Below are 16,534 nucleotides of genomic sequence, written 5' to 3'. Positions count from 1 at the left end.
CTTCTTAATTTAAAAGGCTGCAGTATACTGCAGCCTAGTTTAGATCTAACTTACTTTTTGTCGTCTTTAACTTCTTCAAACTCAGCATCAACTACGTCATCGTCGCCGGCCTGTTGGCCTGCATCGTCACCGCCTTGTTGTGCACCTGCTTGAGACGCTTCCATCAATTTTTGTGCAGCCTGCATCAGCGCCTGAGATTTCTCATCAATTGCTGCCTTATCGCTACCTTGTAATACGGCATCTAACTCTTTAATGGCCGATTCAATTGCAGCTTTATCATTTGCGGCTAGCTTGTCACCCACTTCGTCCAACTGTTTACGCGTAGCATGCACCATGGCATCAGCTTGGTTACGGGTTTGCACTAACTCTTCAAACTTCTTATCTTCTTCAGCGTTAACTTCGGCGTCACGTACCATGGCTTGAATTTCTTCATCGCTCAAACCAGAGTTGGCTTTAATGGTGATTTTTTGCTCTTTACCGGTTTCTTTATCTTTAGCCGATACGTGCAAAATACCATCCGCGTCTAAGTCAAAGGTTACTTCAATTTGCGGTTCGCCACGACGACCGCCACGAATACCTTCTAAATTAAACTGACCTAACGATTTGTTATCCGTAGCCCGCTTACGCTCACCCTGCAGCACGTGAATCGTTACGGCAGACTGATTATCTTCCGCGGTTGAGAATACCTGCGATTTCTTGGTAGGAATCGTGGTATTTTTCTCAATTAGCGCAGTCATTACGCTACCCATGGTTTCAATGCCTAAAGACAATGGCGTAACGTCTAATAACAAGACGTCTTTAACATCACCCGATAACACGGCACCTTGGATCGCAGCACCAACGGCTACCGCTTCATCAGCGTTAACGTCTTTACGTGGCTCTTTGCCAAAGAAAGCCGTTACCACTTCCTGTACTTTTGGCATACGCGTTTGACCGCCAACCAAAATAATGTCGTTAATTTCGCCAACACTTAAGCCGGCGTCTTTTAACGCTTGTTTTAGCGGTTCCATGGTGCGTTGTACTAAATCTTCAACCAATGACTCTAACTTAGCGCGCGTTACCTTGATATTCAGGTGTTTAGGGCCTGAGGCATCGGCCGTAATGTACGGCAGGTTAACTTCGGTTTGCGAAGCTGAAGACAATTCAATTTTTGCCTTTTCCGCAGACTCTTTTAAACGCTGCATTGCGAGTGGATCATTGCGCAGGTCCATGCCCTGCTCTTTTTTGAATTCTTCTACTAAGTAGTTGATTAAACGGTTATCGAAGTCTTCACCACCTAAGTGCGTATCACCGTTGGTTGCTAATACTTCAAACGTTTGTTCACCATCTACGTCATCAATTTCAATGATAGAAATATCGAAAGTACCACCACCCAAGTCATACACTGCAATCTTGGTGTCGCCTTTCTTTTTGTCCATACCATAAGCCAGTGCTGCAGCTGTTGGTTCGTTAATAATACGTTTTACGTCTAAGCCTGCAATGCGGCCAGCGTCTTTAGTTGCTTGGCGCTGCGCATCATTAAAATAGGCCGGAACAGTAATTACTGCTGCCGTTACCGCTTCACCTAAAAAGTCTTCAGCGGTTTTTTTCATTTTCTTCAAAATTTCAGCTGAAATTTGTGGTGCAGCTAATTTTTTACCTTTAACTTCAACCCACGCATCACCATTATCAGCCTTAACAATTGCGTAAGGCATAATTTTAATGTCGCGCTGAACTTCTTCGTCTTCAAAACGACGACCAATTAAACGCTTAATTGCGAACAAGGTATTTTTAGGGTTAGTAACTGCCTGACGTTTTGCTGGCTGGCCAACTAATACTTCGCCATCTTCAGCATACGCAATAATAGATGGCGTAGTGCGAGTACCTTCCGCGTTTTCTAATACGCGAGGTTTATCGCCGTCTAATACCGCCACACATGAGTTAGTTGTACCTAAGTCAATACCAATGATTCTGCCCATAACTGCTCTCCATTTATAATCTGAACAATTAAAAATTGTGTTGAAGACTTAATGGGGATTAGCCCTGATCCATTCAAGGTTATTATTATAAAATTTTTTCATTTAAGACCTAATTCTATGGTCTTAGCTTGCGTTTAACGCGTTAAATTACAAAAGCAGTTAACTTATGCCGCTTGAACTGCCTATAATAGCGGCCATTAACGTAAGCGTATTAAGGATTGTTACCATGCCATTATTAGACAGCTTTACCGTAGACCATACCATTATGAAAGCGCCGGCTGTGCGAGTGGCGAAGAAAATGAATACGCCTAAAGGTGATGCTATTACCGTATTCGATTTACGCTTTTGTGTACCAAATGAAGAAATACTGTCTGAGAAAGGTATTCATACACTAGAGCACTTATTTGCTGGCTTTATGCGTGACCATTTAAACGGTAATGATGTTGAAATTATTGATATTTCGCCGATGGGCTGTCGTACCGGTTTTTATATGAGCTTAATTGGCACACCAGACGAGCAACGTGTAGCCAAAGCATGGCAAGCGGCGATGGATGACGTATTGCACGTTGCCAGCCAGAACGATATTCCCGAGTTAAACATTTACCAGTGCGGCACGGCGCAAATGCACTCATTAGATGAAGCCAAACAAATTGCGAAAAACATCTTAGACCGCGGTGTTGGTGTTAATCAAAACGACGAGTTGGCTTTACCAGCAGAAATTTTAAATAAGCTTTAATTGCTATCGTGGCGCCGCCTTAGCTACTTGCTGGCGGCTGCCAGTGCAGCACTCGGTTGCGGCCACTTTCTTTAGCCTGATACATCGCCTTATCTGCAGCCGCAATCATTTGCGCGGCGTTAGCAAAATTATCATCACCACTTGACACTACACCGGCAGAAAATGTGCAATTAAATTGCTGATCTTTGGCATTAAAATAGAGCCCACTAAACGCCGCTAAAATTTGCTCAGTTAGCAATTTTGCTTGTTTGGTATTGCAATCTGGTAACACTAATAAAAACTCTTCACCGCCGTAACGCCCTGCACGATCAGTTTTACGAATACGTTTGCGTAATAGCGTCGCCAAAGACGCAATAACTAAATCGCCGGTAGCATGGCCATAGGTATCATTTACGGTTTTAAAACGGTCAATATCTAGCATGACAATACCCAACGGCTTACCGGTACGCTCAACCCGCAAAAACTCCATTTCTGCTGCATCTTTAATTGCCGCGTGCCTTACCAGCGAGGTTAAGCCATCTTTTTCAATCAGGTTTTTTAGCTGTAAACTGCGGGCTAAACGCACCTTAATAGCTTGCGCTAATTGAATATCGTCAATTGGCTTGGTAATAAAGTCATCTGCGCCGTGCGACATAGCACGAATTTGCAGTGCCTTATTCATTTCTGACGATAGAAACACAATCGGCAAACGCTTTAAACTACGATACTGCCGCAACAAACCAGCAATTTCTGCGCCTGAGTAATCTGGCATGTACATATCCATCAAGATTAGGTCAGGCTGAAAACTCATAATCTCTTCAATAATGTGCTCAACATTGGCATTTATTCGCGTTTCTATGCCTATTTCGGCCAATACTAAAGCGTGATGTTCGGCCAGCAATTTATCGTCATCAACAATAAACACTCGGCCAGCATTAGTAATGCTGTAATCGAGTAACTCACTAATTTGCGTAATTATTTCAGGTACATCTAAAGGCAAGCAAAAGAAGGCTTCTGCTCGTAATTGTGCAGCTTGAATACGTGTGGCAAAACTATCAGTCTTAGCGAGCACCATTAAACGAACTTGTTGCTTTACCAGCATATTTAACAGTAACTTTTGCTCGAACAATGACTCGCCATTGGCTAAGGTGACCGCAGAAAACAAAATAAGTGGCGTATCCTTAGTTAAACGTTTAACACAGCTGGTAAAATTGGTAAAAAACTCAACTTGCATACCAAAGCCGTGTAACTGCTCGGTAATTTCATCAGTTAGTGCAACGTTATCTAATAACAACCAAATACTATTTTTAGTGACCGACAGCTGTTCTGACGACGCGGTGTTCTGCAATATTGCAGCCGTAACTTGTGCCGCTTCAATATCAAATTCTTGCACTAAATGAATCAGCTCGGGTATTGCTTGCTCCTGCTCTTGCTCCGCTTTTGCTTTTATTGCTTGGGCAAGCTGTTCAATTTGCCTTGCCATGGCACCTAGCAAAGCATAGCCAAAGGTGCCACAGGCACCTGATAATTTATGCGACTCAGCAATAATCTCACGCAACATTGCGTCACTAGATTTTTGCTGCACGGTCGCCAACATTGCTGCAGCTCGTTGCGGTAAACCCTCGGCAAAGCGTTGCCTTACACTATTAAAAGCCTGCGAGATATCCGCTTTATTGCTATTTGATGTTTTCATTATTTACACGACTTAGCTGGTTGCTAGTATTGTTTTGCTTATTCAATGGCAAAATAATATAAAAGGTTGAGCCTTCACCATAAACCGAATCAAAACCTATTTGCCCACCCATTTTTTCGACTAATTCTTTGCAAATGGCCAAACCCAAACCGGTACCACCTGTTTGGCGGTTATTAGAGCTATCTGCTTGCGCAAAGCGCTCAAACACCCGAGCATGAAACTCTGGCGCAATACCAACCCCGGTGTCTGTAATGTCAATGCGCACAGAGTCTGTTGTCGGCGTGGCGTTTAATGTTACCACTGCATCTTTAGCCGAAAACTTTATAGCATTAGATACCAGGTTAGTCAGTATTTGCTGCAAGCGTGAGGTATCAACCGTAATTTGTATTGCCGACGCGATAGGCTCTAAACGCAACTGCACAGTAAACTGATGAGCATAAGGCTGTAAATTCATTACCGTATGTTCTAGCTCAGCAAAAAGACTGACGGTTTGCAGCTCAAAGTTCATTTTACCCGCTGCAAGTTTTTCTATATCCAGCAGATCGTTAATAAGCTGAGATAAGCGCTCACTATTGCTGTAGGCGACATTAATTAAGCGGGTAATAGTGTCTGGCAACTGGCCAAGTGTGCCTGAATTCAACAGGCTTAGCGCCCCTTTAATCGAAGTAAGAGGTGTTCTTAGCTCATGGCTTACCGTAGAAATAAACTCATTCTTCAGCTGCTGTAGCTGCATGCGCTCAGTTACGTCTTGCACTGAGCCAATTAGAAACTGCTCTTCGTTATCCGCATTCGTCAGCACCCGTGCTAATTCATGCACCCAACGAATACTGCCATCAGAACGAATAATACGATGCACTACATCTTGCGTACCCGTTTCTAAGGCTGCGTTGTCACTTTCGGCTACAAGCTGACGATCATCCGGGTGCACTACACTTCTTAATAATGCCACGCTAGGTACGGTATTGGCCTGCTCAAAACCTAAAATATGGTAAATAATAGGCGACCACCACACTTCATCGTGAGTTAAGGACTCCTGCCAAAAGCCAATTAGCGCGTTTTCACTCGCGGTATCTAAGCGCTGCTGCGCCAAGTGTAGCTGCTGATTCACTTGCTCTAACTGTAAATAGTGCTGTTTTGTTTCTGTGATATCCTGAATATAGCCGTGCCAGAGTGTACTGCCATCAAGCATTCGCTCTGGGTTTGCCTTACCTAGTATCCAAGCTATTGCTCCATCGTCGCGACGTACCCGATATTCACACTGCCAAACCGTTAACTGCTGGCGCGACCGTTCTATACTGTGGGCTAATGCAGGCAAATCTTCGCTACAAATTTTACTAAAGACAACACTGGCATCATCTTTAACTTGCGCTGGTGTAAGGCCATAAATAGACCTAATAGCCGCGCTAGCGTAAGGAAACGCGCCCCGACCATCTGGCCACTGTTGGTACTGATACACCGCGCCCGGCAACTGTGAAGTTAACGTAATAAGTTGATGTTTTAGATTTTTCTCTTCACTGATATCCAGAATAAAACCATCTAGATAGCGCACGTTGTTATTGCTGTCATAGCCAGCTTTACCGCGCTCTTCTACCCATATCACACGGCCATCTTTGTGTATCACTCGATACTGTAGTATCCAACCGTGCCGGTGCAACACCGCGTCGGCTACTGCCTTTTCTAAACGTGCCGTGTCATCGGGGTGTATGACACTGCTATAGCTGCGCACCGAGTTAGCAATAAAGTCACTGGCTGGATAACCCGATAACGGGTCAATGCTGCTACTCATGTAGCGCATAGTCCAATGTTCATCGGCGTCACAGCGATAAGTAATTCCGGGTATGTTAGCCACTAAACTTTCAAATTGATCGCGACTGGCGTTTAGCGCAACATCGGCATGCTCTTGTTGGCGGTCGATAATTTCTTGCTCTACCGCATCTGCAAACTTACGTAAAATTTGGCGCTCTTTGGCATTTAGCTGGCGTGGCTTAGCATCGATAATACATAGTGTGCCAATACGTTCACCTTGCACAGTAAGTGGTGCACCGGCATAAAAGCGAATAAAGGGCGCATCGGTTACTAGCGGATTATCGGTAAAGCGCAGATCAAGACTGGCATCAGTAACTTCAAAAATATCGTCTGCAAGCACCGCATGGCCGCAAAAAGAAATATCGCGATGCGTTTCACAAACGGCTACGCCCTGCTTTGATTTAAACCATTGCCGTGCTGTATCTATTAACGACACTAAAACAATGTCGCTGCCTAGACACAGCTGAACCAGTTGGGTTAAGCGATCAAAACGTAACTCACTTGGTGTATCAAGCAAACCTGTCGCATAAAGTGCCTCAAGGCGATCACTTTCATTCTTGGGTGTTAGCGGCGGTTGCATGCGACTCCTAAGTTGCACTAAATAGTTGCGATAAGTAATTGCAATCAACAATACTGGGACAAGTAACCCAATATAGCTTTAACCTTAGCTAAAATATTGCAGTAAATATACTTAACTACTGCATTTATCAAGCAAATACACAATATGCTGATACTCGACACCGCTATGGTGTGATAAACCAATTTCGCAGGTACGGCTAGTTGATACGCCTTGCGCGCACTGCTGGACTTGCGCTTTTAAGCCAGATAATGCCGATGCGTTAAGCTTAGGTAAGTTAAAACCTTTATCGCCCGCAAAGCCACAACAACTAATACCCTCTGGCACGACAATATTATTACTACAGGCACTAAGTAACGCTTGCAGCGCATCCTGCTGTCCCAACTGGCTTGCACTACAGCTAACATGCAGTGCAACCGCGTCGTTAAGCGGTGTAACATTAAGCTTAGGCAACACCTTGCTTAATAAAAAATCAACACTATCAATAATTTGTAACCGACCATCTAACTTACCTTTAAGCGTTAAACTGCATGGGCTGGTATCCGAAAACACCAGTAACTCACCGTTATTGGTTGCTTGCAACAGCCACTGCTCTAGTTGCAGCTGTTTTTGGCTAGCTGCAGCAAACTGACCTTTCGACTGAAACGGCATACCACAGCACTGACTATTAATGCCCTCAGGTACAATAAGCTGATAACCCGCTTTAGCTAATAAATCGGCACTAACCTGCAATAGGCTGCGGCTATCTTTGCTGTTTGCTTGTGGCGCCATTACCCGGCCAGAGCAACCCGCAAGGTAAATAACGGGCTGTAAGCCATTATCGCGAGTGCGTAATTTAGCATAGTTAGCCTGCGGCATAGCCGAGTGCCAAAATGGCAGTAGTGGGCTAAATAGCTTACCTAGCGTTAGCCCCAACTTAGCTAACCTAGATACACTAGCAAAATGCCGAGCTAAAAAAGTGGCCGTACCCTGCCAGCGCCGATTATTGGCGGCGCGCAGTTGTCGGGTTAAGTCGCCGGTATTAATACCCACAGGGCATGCAGTACTGCACATACCGCAGCCAGCACAAGTATCGTTGCCTTGATATTGGTAGGCCTGCTGCAAAGCAGCTAAACGTTTAGGGTCATCACCACTGCGATTTAAACGTGATATTTCACGCTGCGTTACGATGCGCTGGCGCGGCGTTAAGCTAAGTTTTTTCGATGGACACACTGGTTCACAAAAACCACACTCTATGCACTTATCAACTAAAAAATGCGTCGGGGGGAGCGGCTTCAAGTTTTGCAAATGCAACCTAGGATTATGACTTAACACCACTTCAGGGTTTAAAATATGTTTCGGGTCTAGTAAATGCTTTATCTGCCACATTAGCTGATAAGCGTCACTACCCCACTCTAGTTCAACAAAGGGCGCCATATTACGACCCGTGCCATGCTCAGCTTTTAACGAGCCGCCAAACTCAGTAGCTACCAAACTGGTTACTTCCTGCATAAAGGCTTCATACCGCGCAACCTGCGTACTGTCGTCAAACCCCTGAGTAAAAACAAAATGCAAATTACCTTCTAAAGCATGACCAAAAATAATCGCTTCAGTGTAATAATATTTATCAAATAATTGCTGCAGCCTAGACACGCCTTCGGCCAGTTTTTCTAGTGGAAAGGTCACATCTTCAATAATTACCGTAGTGCCCGTTTTGCGCACCGCACCAACCGCAGGAAAGGTACCTTTACGAATAGCCCACAACTGGTTATATACTGCCGGATCTGTACTAAAGCTTACTTGCTGCTCTAGTGTAAACTGTTGAATTACTATATTTAATTGAGCTAACTGTTGTTGCAATAAGCTAGCACTAGCTGCGGTGGTTTCAATTAGCAAAGCGCACGCATTCGCAGATAAGATTTTCACCCAGCTTGGCATACCCTCTTTGTGTTCAACTGAGCGTAGGCTGCGCCTATCTAGCAATTCAACCGCTGACACCTTAGCCGTTTTTAAGATCCTAACCGCCTGACAACAACTTTCTACTGACTCAAATACCAGTAAAGCGCTGGCTTTATGCGGATAATCCGGCACGGTGTTATAGGTAACGGCACTAATAAAACCAAGGCAGCCCTCAGAACCCACCATTAAATGAATTAAAATATCTATCGGGTCGCTAAACTCTGTTAGCGCATTTAATGAAAAGCCCGTGGTGTTTTTTAATCGATATTTATGTTGAATTTTTTCACGCAGTACTGTGTTAGCGCGAGTTTGTGCGCCTAGCAATGCCAAATCATTTAATAGCTGGGCATGGCTTTGCTTAAATGCAGTCACGCTGAGCGCATCTTCGGTATCCAAAACCGTGCCGTCAAACAGCACTATGCGCATTGCCGCGATAGTATTAAAACTATTTTGCGCCGTGCCGCAGCACATACCGCTGGCATTATTAGCAACAATACCGCCAACTTTACAGCTGTTGATTGATGCGGGATCTGGGCCAATTTTGCGCTGAAATTTGCTAAGCGCACTATTGGCCTGCGCACCTATAACTCCGGGTTGTAAACGAATTTGCTCACCTAAACCGCGCACTTCGCGCTGTTGCCAGTTTTCACCTAGCACCAACAACACCGAATCGGTTACCGCTTGGCCGGATAAGCTGGTGCCTGCGGCACGAAAAGTAATAGCAACCTGATATTGATTAGCAAGCTTTAACAGCGCGACAACTTCAGACTCGCTTTCAATGCGTAGCACTAATTTAGGTATTAAACGATAAAAACTGGCATCAGTACCAAAGGCTAGTGTCGCGATCGGATCGTCAAAGTAGCGTTCTGCTGGAATAAGTTGTTTTACAGCCCGAATAAACTGCGGTGGCATACAAACCTCTGGAATTTGTTGTATATATTGTCGCTTAAGCACGCTATCAGCCACTTTTTACACGGTATAGTAATACGTTAGTTTTAACATAAAAAAACCGGCAAGATGCCGGTTTTATCAAAATATTAGTGGTGACACCGCAGCCTATTCGGGAGCTTTAGAAACACCAACCATAGCCGGACGTAACAAGCGACCATTTAACTCATAGCCTTTTTGCATAACAAAGGTAACGGTATTTGGCGCCACGTCTGCCGATGGCTGAATACTCATAGCTTCGTGTAAGTCAGGGTTAAACGGCTGACCTAACGGGCTAACTTGGTTAACACCAAATTTAGCGATGGTATCTAAGAAACCTTTTAGTGTTAAATCAACACCTTCAGCTAAACCTCTTACCGCTTCGTCTTCACGGTTAATAAATTCTAACGCCCGCTCTAAATTATCGGCTACGGATAATAGCTCACCGGCAAATTTTTCTAGCGCAAATTTATGCGCCTTTTCTACGTCCATACTGGCGCGGCGACGCACGTTTTCTGATTCAGCTTTAATACGCAACATCAGATCTTGCTGCTCAGTTAACTGCGCTTTGGCATCGGCTAACTCGGCTTCAAGTTTGGCTATAACAGCCTGCTCACCTGATAACTCTACAGTGTCGGCGTGCTCGTTTGCTTGCTCAGTGGTATTTTCGTTTGGCTGTTGTTGCTCAGTCATGCATTACTACTCCCAAATTAAGTAGATGTATTATGGGGATGCTTGGCGCCGATTCAAGTTTAAATTTAACTGGCGAGCACAAGCGTCAACTAATGGAATTAAACGGGCGTAATTCATTCGCCTTGGGCCTAATAACGCAATCAAGCGTTTTGGCTGAGTTTGATAGCGCCGCACAATAACGCTAACATTACTTAGCTCAACAAAACCTGACTCTTTACCCAATAACAATTTGGGCTGGTCATCATGTGTCACGGTATCTAACAACTGCATTAAACCATCTGGCCGCTCTAGCATTTGCATAACCTGCTGCAAAGCAGAATTTTGCTGGTATTCTGGCGTCAATAATAACTGATGTTGGCCATAAACTAACGGCTGATGTTGCTGTAACTCATCTAAACTTAGTTGCCCCAGCACTTTTTGTAATAACTGCTGACACAACGCGGTTTCGCTACGCATTATAGTGCCGAGCCGCTCAATGCCATCCTGCCACTGGCCGCCACCACCTAATGCCGCATTAAGCAAACACAATACTTTACTTAATGTACTGTTATCAATTGCCATTTCACAGTGCAACACACGGTGCAAAATATCACCGTCTTCATCTATTACAACTAATAATAATCTATCGGCTGCAAGACGCACTAAATCAATTTGCCGCACAATACGACCATCGGCCTTTGGTGCACTAACAATAGCGACAAACCCAGTTAAGTTAGTTAACAGTTGCCCCGCCTGTTGACATAGCAACGATACCGGCAACTGCGGCACTAATTTGCGCTGAAGCTCATTGTTCCAAAAGCTAGTTAAAGGTTGCAGTTGCAACATTTTGTCGATAAATAATCGAATACCGGCAGAGGTAGGAATTCGCCCTGCCGAAGTATGTGGCGAGCGAATTAAGCCCTGCTGCTCAAGTGCCATCATAGTATTTCGAACCGTAGCCGAGCTCACTGCTAGTTGAGTATTATCTGCCAATAACTTAGATGACACTGGCTGGCCGTCTAACAGATACTGCTCTACGATCAACTTTAAAATTAGCTCAGGCCTACTAAGGGTTAACGTCATTTACCGCTCTCACTGCTTTACTGAGTTTTGATATGGGGGCATCGGCTTATAATTCAAGCGACATTCACCGCTAGTCTGTTACGCTTGCTGCCGTTATACTGCGATAACGCATTGAAAGGACACCACTATGCAACACGCCTTTAACACCGTCGGCCTAATTGGCAAACCCCACCACGCGGGTGCTAACAACACCCTAATGGCACTGTATACCTTTTTACAGCAGCAAGGCTTAAAGGTGTATGTTGAAGAGCGCGTAGCAGAATCGCTAACCATTCCCAATGTCGATGTATTAGATTTAGTGGCGCTTGGCGAAAAATGTGATTTGGCAATCGTGGTCGGTGGCGACGGCAATATGCTAGGCGCAGCCAGAGTGCTCGCGCGGTTTGATGTATCCGTGCTGGGTGTTAACCGAGGTAATTTAGGCTTTTTAACTGATCTCGCTCCCGAAAATTTTGAACAACCGCTAAGCGAAGTGCTGGCAGGTAACTTTGTAACCGAAAAGCGTAACCTGCTAGAAATATCAGTGCATCGCCATGGCGTAATCAAAAGCAGTAACAGCGCAGTAAACGAAGCAGTGTTGCACGCCGACAAGGTGGCACACATGATTGAATTTGAAGCCTATATTAACGACGACTTTGTTTATAGTCAGCGCTCTGACGGTTTAATTATTAGCACACCAACCGGCTCTACGGCTTATTCTTTATCTGGTGGCGGCCCTATCCTTACCCCGGATTTAGACGCGGTAACCTTAGTGCCAATGTTCCCCCATACACTAAGCAGCAGGCCATTAGTGGTATCAGGCAGCAGTGAAATTCGGCTTAAGGTTGCCAGTACCAATGATGCTCATTTACAAATAAGCTGCGACAGCCATGTTATTCTGGCCGTTATGCCCGGTGATGATATTTATATTCGCAAATACCCCACGCCACTTAGGCTAGTGCACCCGCCGGGTTACAGCTACTTTCACGTGCTACGTAACAAACTTGGTTGGGGCAGCAAACTTTATTAACTCCTCACTTGCCAGCGCGTAAATTACTGTATAAAGTTACTGTATAAATAACCACTGTTATTTTTCACAGTAACAATTTCCAGAACCGGAGCATCCTATGCTATGTCATCTGCATATCAGTAATTTTGCCATTGTCCGTGCGCTAGAAATAGACTGGGCCAGCGGTATGTCTACCATTACTGGTGAAACCGGTGCTGGTAAATCAATTGCCATTGACGCCCTATCATTATGTTTAGGTGAACGCGCCGATGCCGGTGTAGTTCGCCCAGGTGCAGACAAAGCCGACATTGTTGCCAGTTTTGATATTAGTAAGCTTAGTGCTGCACAACAGTGGTTAGCAGAACAAGACCTCGCTATGGGCAATGAATGTATAGTGCGCCGTGTGGTTAGCAGTGAAGGCCGCTCACGTGGCTATATAAATGGCGTGCAAGTGCCGGCACAGCAGCTTAAAGCCTTGGGCCAGCATTTATTAAGCATTCACGGTCAGCATGCGCATCAGCAACTGCTAAAACAAGATTACCAACGTCAATTAGTTGATGCATTTGCCACTAACAGCAATGCACGTGAAGCAACCCGCAATACTTGGCGCCACTGGCAACAACTGCAGCGCGAATATAGCGAATTAGAGCAATCACAACATCAACGCGACGCACAACGCCAGCTGTTGGAATATCAAGTTGCCGAACTGGATAATTTTGCCGCCTTAGAAAACGAATACCCAGAACTTGAAGCCGAACATAGCCGGTTAAGCCATGGCAATACATTACTAAGCCAAAGCCAACAATGTTTACAGCTACTTTACGATGATGAACAACAAAATATTTATCAAGCGTTATCCGTCGCCACCGCACAGCTTGAGCAACTCAGTAGTTTAGACCCTGCGTTAAACAATATCAGCCAAATGCTCAATGATGCCCTACTGCAAACCGAAGAAGCCAGCCGTGAACTGCGCCGCTATGCCGATAAAGTTGAGTTAGACCCTGAGCGTTTAGCTCAAATTGACGAGCGACTTGGTCAATGGTTAAACCTAGCGCGAAAACATCAGGTTGCTAACGAAGAGCTACCAATACTACACCAGCAGCTAGCAGCACAATTAGCCACGTTAACTGGCAATGATCAACGGCTACAGCAACTCAACGAAGATATTATACAAGCACAACAGCACTATATGGTGCAGGCCGAACAGCTAAGCGACTTACGGCAGCAAGCTGCCGCAACGCTAAGTGAAAAAATTAGCCGTAGCATGCACGAATTAAGTATGGCTAACGCACGTTTTAGCATAGAAATGCAAAAATTAACGCCAGAGCAAGCCAGCGCAAACGGTATAGATGCAATAGAGTTTCAGGTTTCAACTAACCCTGGGCAACCACTGCAAGCACTACACAAGGTGGCATCAGGCGGTGAGTTATCCCGTATCAGCTTAGCCATACAAGTTATTTTGGCCGATAAAATTACCACACCAACACTTATATTCGATGAAGTAGATGTAGGCATCAGTGGCCCTGTAGCCGCCGGCGTTGGCCGTTTATTACGCCAGTTAGGTGAATCAACACAAATTATTTGTGTTACCCACTTGCCACAGGTAGCAAGTCAGGGGCATCAACAATTATTTGTCGAAAAATATACCGACGGTCAAGCTACAGAAACCCGTATGCGCCAACTCAGTGATGAAGACAGGATCAGTGAAATTGCCCGTTTACTGGCCGGTGAAAATATTAGTGCCAGTGCGCTTGCCAATGCACGCGAACTTTTATGTGCCCCCGTAGTCTGAAAGAAGGTTTTTCACTAGGCTTGTCATGAGGTATGATAAGCCCATTCAGATAAAGTAGATGTGACAAATGAAAGCAGTAATAGCAACCTTAGTATTGGTAATCGGTTTATTAAGCCTAAATGGCTGTAGTAGCTGGGTATATCGCATTGATGTGCCACAGGGTAACTTTTTAGAGCAAAAAGATATCGATAAACTGCGCATTGCCATGACTAAAGAACAAGTAAAATATGTACTAGGTACGCCAGTGGCCAGCAATGCTTTTGACAATGATACCTGGCATTATTTTTACGCATTAAAAGGCGGTAACGGCAGCCAGTTTAAGAAACAGCTTATTGTTGAGTTTAAAGAGGACAAGCTGATTGATTTAAAAGGTGATTTTGAAAAATCAGCAGACTTTAACACGCCACTCGATATTTAAAAAAACCGCCAACATAAAAAGCCAGCGTTAAGCTGGTTTTTTATTCACTAATGGGTTTAGCGTCATGTACTCGGCCGCCGGTAGTTTTATCTGCTCGCCCTTCTTCTTTAGCTTTTTCAGCTCTGCGTCGACGTAAATCTTTTGGATCGGCAATTAACGCTCGGTAAATTTCTACGCGGTCACCCGCTTTTACCACATCATCTAGTTTAACCGGACGGCTCCAAATACCTACTTTTTGCCGGGTTAAATCTATATCGACAAATTGCTGCAAAATACCACTTTGTTCAATTGCTTGCTGCACTGTACATAAGCGCCCTACAGTTAAGGTAAGTAAGCTTTGTCGTTCAGGTAAGGCGTACGTTACTTCTACAGTAATTTGCTCAGTCATGCTGCACCCCGTATACCTGTTTTGCCCGTTGTGTAAATGCATTAATCATTGACGCGGTAAGCTCAGTAAATATTTTACCAAAGGCGAATTGAATTAATCTGTTAGAAAACTCAAACTCTAGTTTCAGTATCACCTTACACGCCGTCGCGCTTAATGGCTGAAACTCCCAACCACCCTGTAATTGTTTAAACGGGCCATCAACTAATTGCATAGCAATGCGCTGTGCGGGATACAACGTATTACGCGTAGTAAAAGTATGACCAATACCGGCCTTGGAAACAGTAAGCGCCGCCACCATCTCTGTATCAGACCGACTAACAATACGGGCAGAGGTACAGCCAGGCAGAAACTGCGGATAGTCAGGTACAGCATTGACTAAATCAAACATCTGCTGTGCACTATAAAAAACCAGCGCACTGCGCTCAATTTGTGGCATACTCACTCCCCTATAAACTCGCCGCCGATTGTAACAGATTGACGCGCTGCAACAAGGCTTGAGCCATCGCCGACACCCAAAATAGAGCTGCGAAAATAACGAATTATGAGCACTAAAAAAACCAGTAAAAATAAAAATGGTACTATCGCGCAAAATAGAAAAGCGCGACACGAGTACTTTTTAGAAGACCGCTATGAAGCCGGTATGGTCTTGCAAGGATGGGAGTTAAAAAGCATTCGCGAAGGTAAAGTTAACTTATCCGACTCCTACGTTATTTTACATCAGGGCGAGGCATACTTATTAGGTGCGCAAATTCAGCCACTAAATAGTGCTTCAAGCCACGTTGTGTGCGACCCTGAACGTAACCGTAAACTGTTACTGCACAAACGCGAACTCGATAAACTGATTGGTTTAAAAGATCGTGAGGGTTTTACGCTAATCGCTACTGCGATGTACTGGAAAGCGTGCTGGGTAAAATTAGAGTTTCATCTAGCAAAAGGTAAGAAAACGTTTGATAAACGTGACGATATAAAAGATCGAGATTGGTCACGCGAAAAAGAACGCATGATGAAACATTCAAAACGTTAATACAGCACTTGAAACTTTTAGTGGTTAACCCCATATAAGGTTTGAAGTAAAAAACGGTAAAGGTGCATTAGCTACTTGTGTAACATCTAGCAGCTGCGTACAATAGCCAAACACTGATGTAGTAAGTGTAACACCACAGAATTCGGGGCTGATTCTGGATTCGACGGGATTCACGAACTCTTAGGTGCATGCCGAGGTGCGGTAGGCCTCGTAAAAAAACCGCAAAAAACTAGTCGCAAACGACGAAACATACGCAATCGCTGCTTAATAGGCAGTAGATAGCTCTTCCCCTCACGCATGCCTGTAAGCTGAGACTCTGGAAGATCACCCCTAACAGGATCGCGTCGCGTCTTCGCCTGGAGACAAAACGTTAAAACCAATCAGGCTCGCCCGACGATAGCCTGCCATTCGGCGCTCAGAGGGTTAACTAAATGAATGTGCTAAGCATGTAGTACCGACGATCTAGGTTTTTCGGACGCGGGTTCAACTCCCGCCAGCTCCACCAAATGACAAAGGCCAGCAGAAATGCTGGCCTTTTTCTTTGTTCTTTTTTAA

13 protein-coding genes and 1 other RNA gene are annotated in these 16,534 nt (G+C 44.7%); 6 read left to right on the top strand and 8 right to left on the bottom strand.

Annotation, left to right across the window (positions count from 1 at the left end; all coding sequences use genetic code 11):
- Nucleotides 1-50: 50 nt before the first annotated feature.
- Complete coding sequence (dnaK, locus tag MN199_RS01950; RefSeq protein ID WP_335738255.1) at nt 51-1,958, bottom strand: molecular chaperone DnaK; 1,908 nt, start codon at nt 1,956-1,958, stop codon at nt 51-53.
- A 226-nt stretch (nt 1,959-2,184) separates the two neighbouring features.
- On the opposite strand from dnaK, the gene luxS reads away from it, so the two are divergent.
- A complete protein-coding gene (gene luxS, locus MN199_RS01945) occupies nt 2,185-2,694 on the top strand; it encodes an S-ribosylhomocysteine lyase (protein WP_335738254.1) in 510 nt (169 codons plus the stop codon).
- Nucleotides 2,695-2,713: 19 nt separating this feature from the next.
- On the opposite strand, the gene MN199_RS01940 is transcribed toward luxS, so the two are convergent.
- From MN199_RS01940 to hrcA, 5 genes are all read right to left on the bottom strand, one after another.
- On the bottom strand, nt 2,714-4,366 hold the full coding sequence (locus MN199_RS01940) for a diguanylate cyclase (RefSeq protein WP_335738253.1): 1,653 nt from the start codon (nt 4,364-4,366) through the stop codon (nt 2,714-2,716).
- Nucleotides 4,350-6,752, bottom strand: a complete 2,403-nt coding sequence (locus MN199_RS01935) for a PAS domain-containing protein (protein ID WP_335738252.1) — start codon at nt 6,750-6,752, stop codon at nt 4,350-4,352. The genes MN199_RS01940 and MN199_RS01935 overlap by 17 nt, the downstream gene beginning before the upstream one ends.
- A gap of 111 nt (nt 6,753-6,863) precedes the next feature.
- Nucleotides 6,864-9,599 (bottom strand): FAD-binding and (Fe-S)-binding domain-containing protein, encoded by a 2,736-nt coding sequence (locus MN199_RS01930; RefSeq protein ID WP_335738251.1) that lies wholly within the window; start codon nt 9,597-9,599, stop codon nt 6,864-6,866.
- Nucleotides 9,600-9,743: 144 nt separating this feature from the next.
- Complete coding sequence (grpE, locus tag MN199_RS01925; RefSeq protein ID WP_132581811.1) at nt 9,744-10,307, bottom strand: nucleotide exchange factor GrpE; 564 nt, start codon at nt 10,305-10,307, stop codon at nt 9,744-9,746.
- A 30-nt stretch (nt 10,308-10,337) separates the two neighbouring features.
- Nucleotides 10,338-11,369 carry a heat-inducible transcriptional repressor HrcA gene (gene hrcA, locus MN199_RS01920; RefSeq protein ID WP_132581809.1) on the bottom strand — a complete coding sequence of 344 codons (1,032 nt, stop codon included), beginning with the start codon at nt 11,367-11,369 and terminating at the stop codon, nt 10,338-10,340.
- A 127-nt stretch (nt 11,370-11,496) separates the two neighbouring features.
- Here hrcA and nadK point away from each other — a divergent pair, with 127 nt between their 5' ends.
- The 3 genes from nadK (at nt 11,497) to MN199_RS01905 (ending at nt 14,567) form a co-directional block, all read left to right on the top strand.
- Nucleotides 11,497-12,378: an NAD(+) kinase gene (gene nadK, locus MN199_RS01915; protein WP_132581807.1), complete on the top strand. Its 882-nt coding sequence runs from the start codon at nt 11,497-11,499 to the stop codon at nt 12,376-12,378.
- A gap of 97 nt (nt 12,379-12,475) precedes the next feature.
- Nucleotides 12,476-14,149: a DNA repair protein RecN gene (recN, locus tag MN199_RS01910; RefSeq protein WP_335738250.1), complete on the top strand. Its 1,674-nt coding sequence runs from the start codon at nt 12,476-12,478 to the stop codon at nt 14,147-14,149.
- Between the two features lie 67 nt (nt 14,150-14,216).
- Entirely contained in the window at nt 14,217-14,567 is a 351-nt protein-coding gene (locus tag MN199_RS01905) for an outer membrane protein assembly factor BamE (protein ID WP_335738249.1), read from the top strand.
- A 40-nt stretch (nt 14,568-14,607) separates the two neighbouring features.
- On the opposite strand, the gene MN199_RS01900 is transcribed toward MN199_RS01905, so the two are convergent.
- Nucleotides 14,608-14,955 carry an RnfH family protein gene (locus MN199_RS01900; protein ID WP_335738248.1) on the bottom strand — a complete coding sequence of 116 codons (348 nt, stop codon included), beginning with the start codon at nt 14,953-14,955 and terminating at the stop codon, nt 14,608-14,610.
- Nucleotides 14,948-15,391 carry a type II toxin-antitoxin system RatA family toxin gene (locus MN199_RS01895; RefSeq protein WP_132581799.1) on the bottom strand — a complete coding sequence of 148 codons (444 nt, stop codon included), beginning with the start codon at nt 15,389-15,391 and terminating at the stop codon, nt 14,948-14,950. Before MN199_RS01895 ends, MN199_RS01900 begins: the two co-directional genes overlap by 8 nt.
- A 105-nt stretch (nt 15,392-15,496) precedes the next feature.
- Here MN199_RS01895 and smpB point away from each other — a divergent pair, with 105 nt between their 5' ends.
- The gene (smpB, locus tag MN199_RS01890; protein ID WP_132581797.1) at nt 15,497-15,979 is read left to right on the top strand and encodes an SsrA-binding protein SmpB; all 483 of its coding nucleotides are present in this window, start codon (nt 15,497-15,499) and stop codon (nt 15,977-15,979) included.
- A 144-nt stretch (nt 15,980-16,123) separates the two neighbouring features.
- Nucleotides 16,124-16,484: a transfer-messenger RNA gene (gene ssrA, locus MN199_RS01885) on the top strand.
- The last annotated feature ends 50 nt before the right edge of the window (nt 16,485-16,534 follow it).

It is taken from the genome of Rheinheimera metallidurans (genome assembly GCF_036983985.1).
GTDB lineage: Bacteria > Pseudomonadota > Gammaproteobacteria > Enterobacterales > Alteromonadaceae > Alishewanella > Alishewanella metallidurans.
This window is presented reverse-complemented; position numbering and strand designations above follow the sequence as displayed.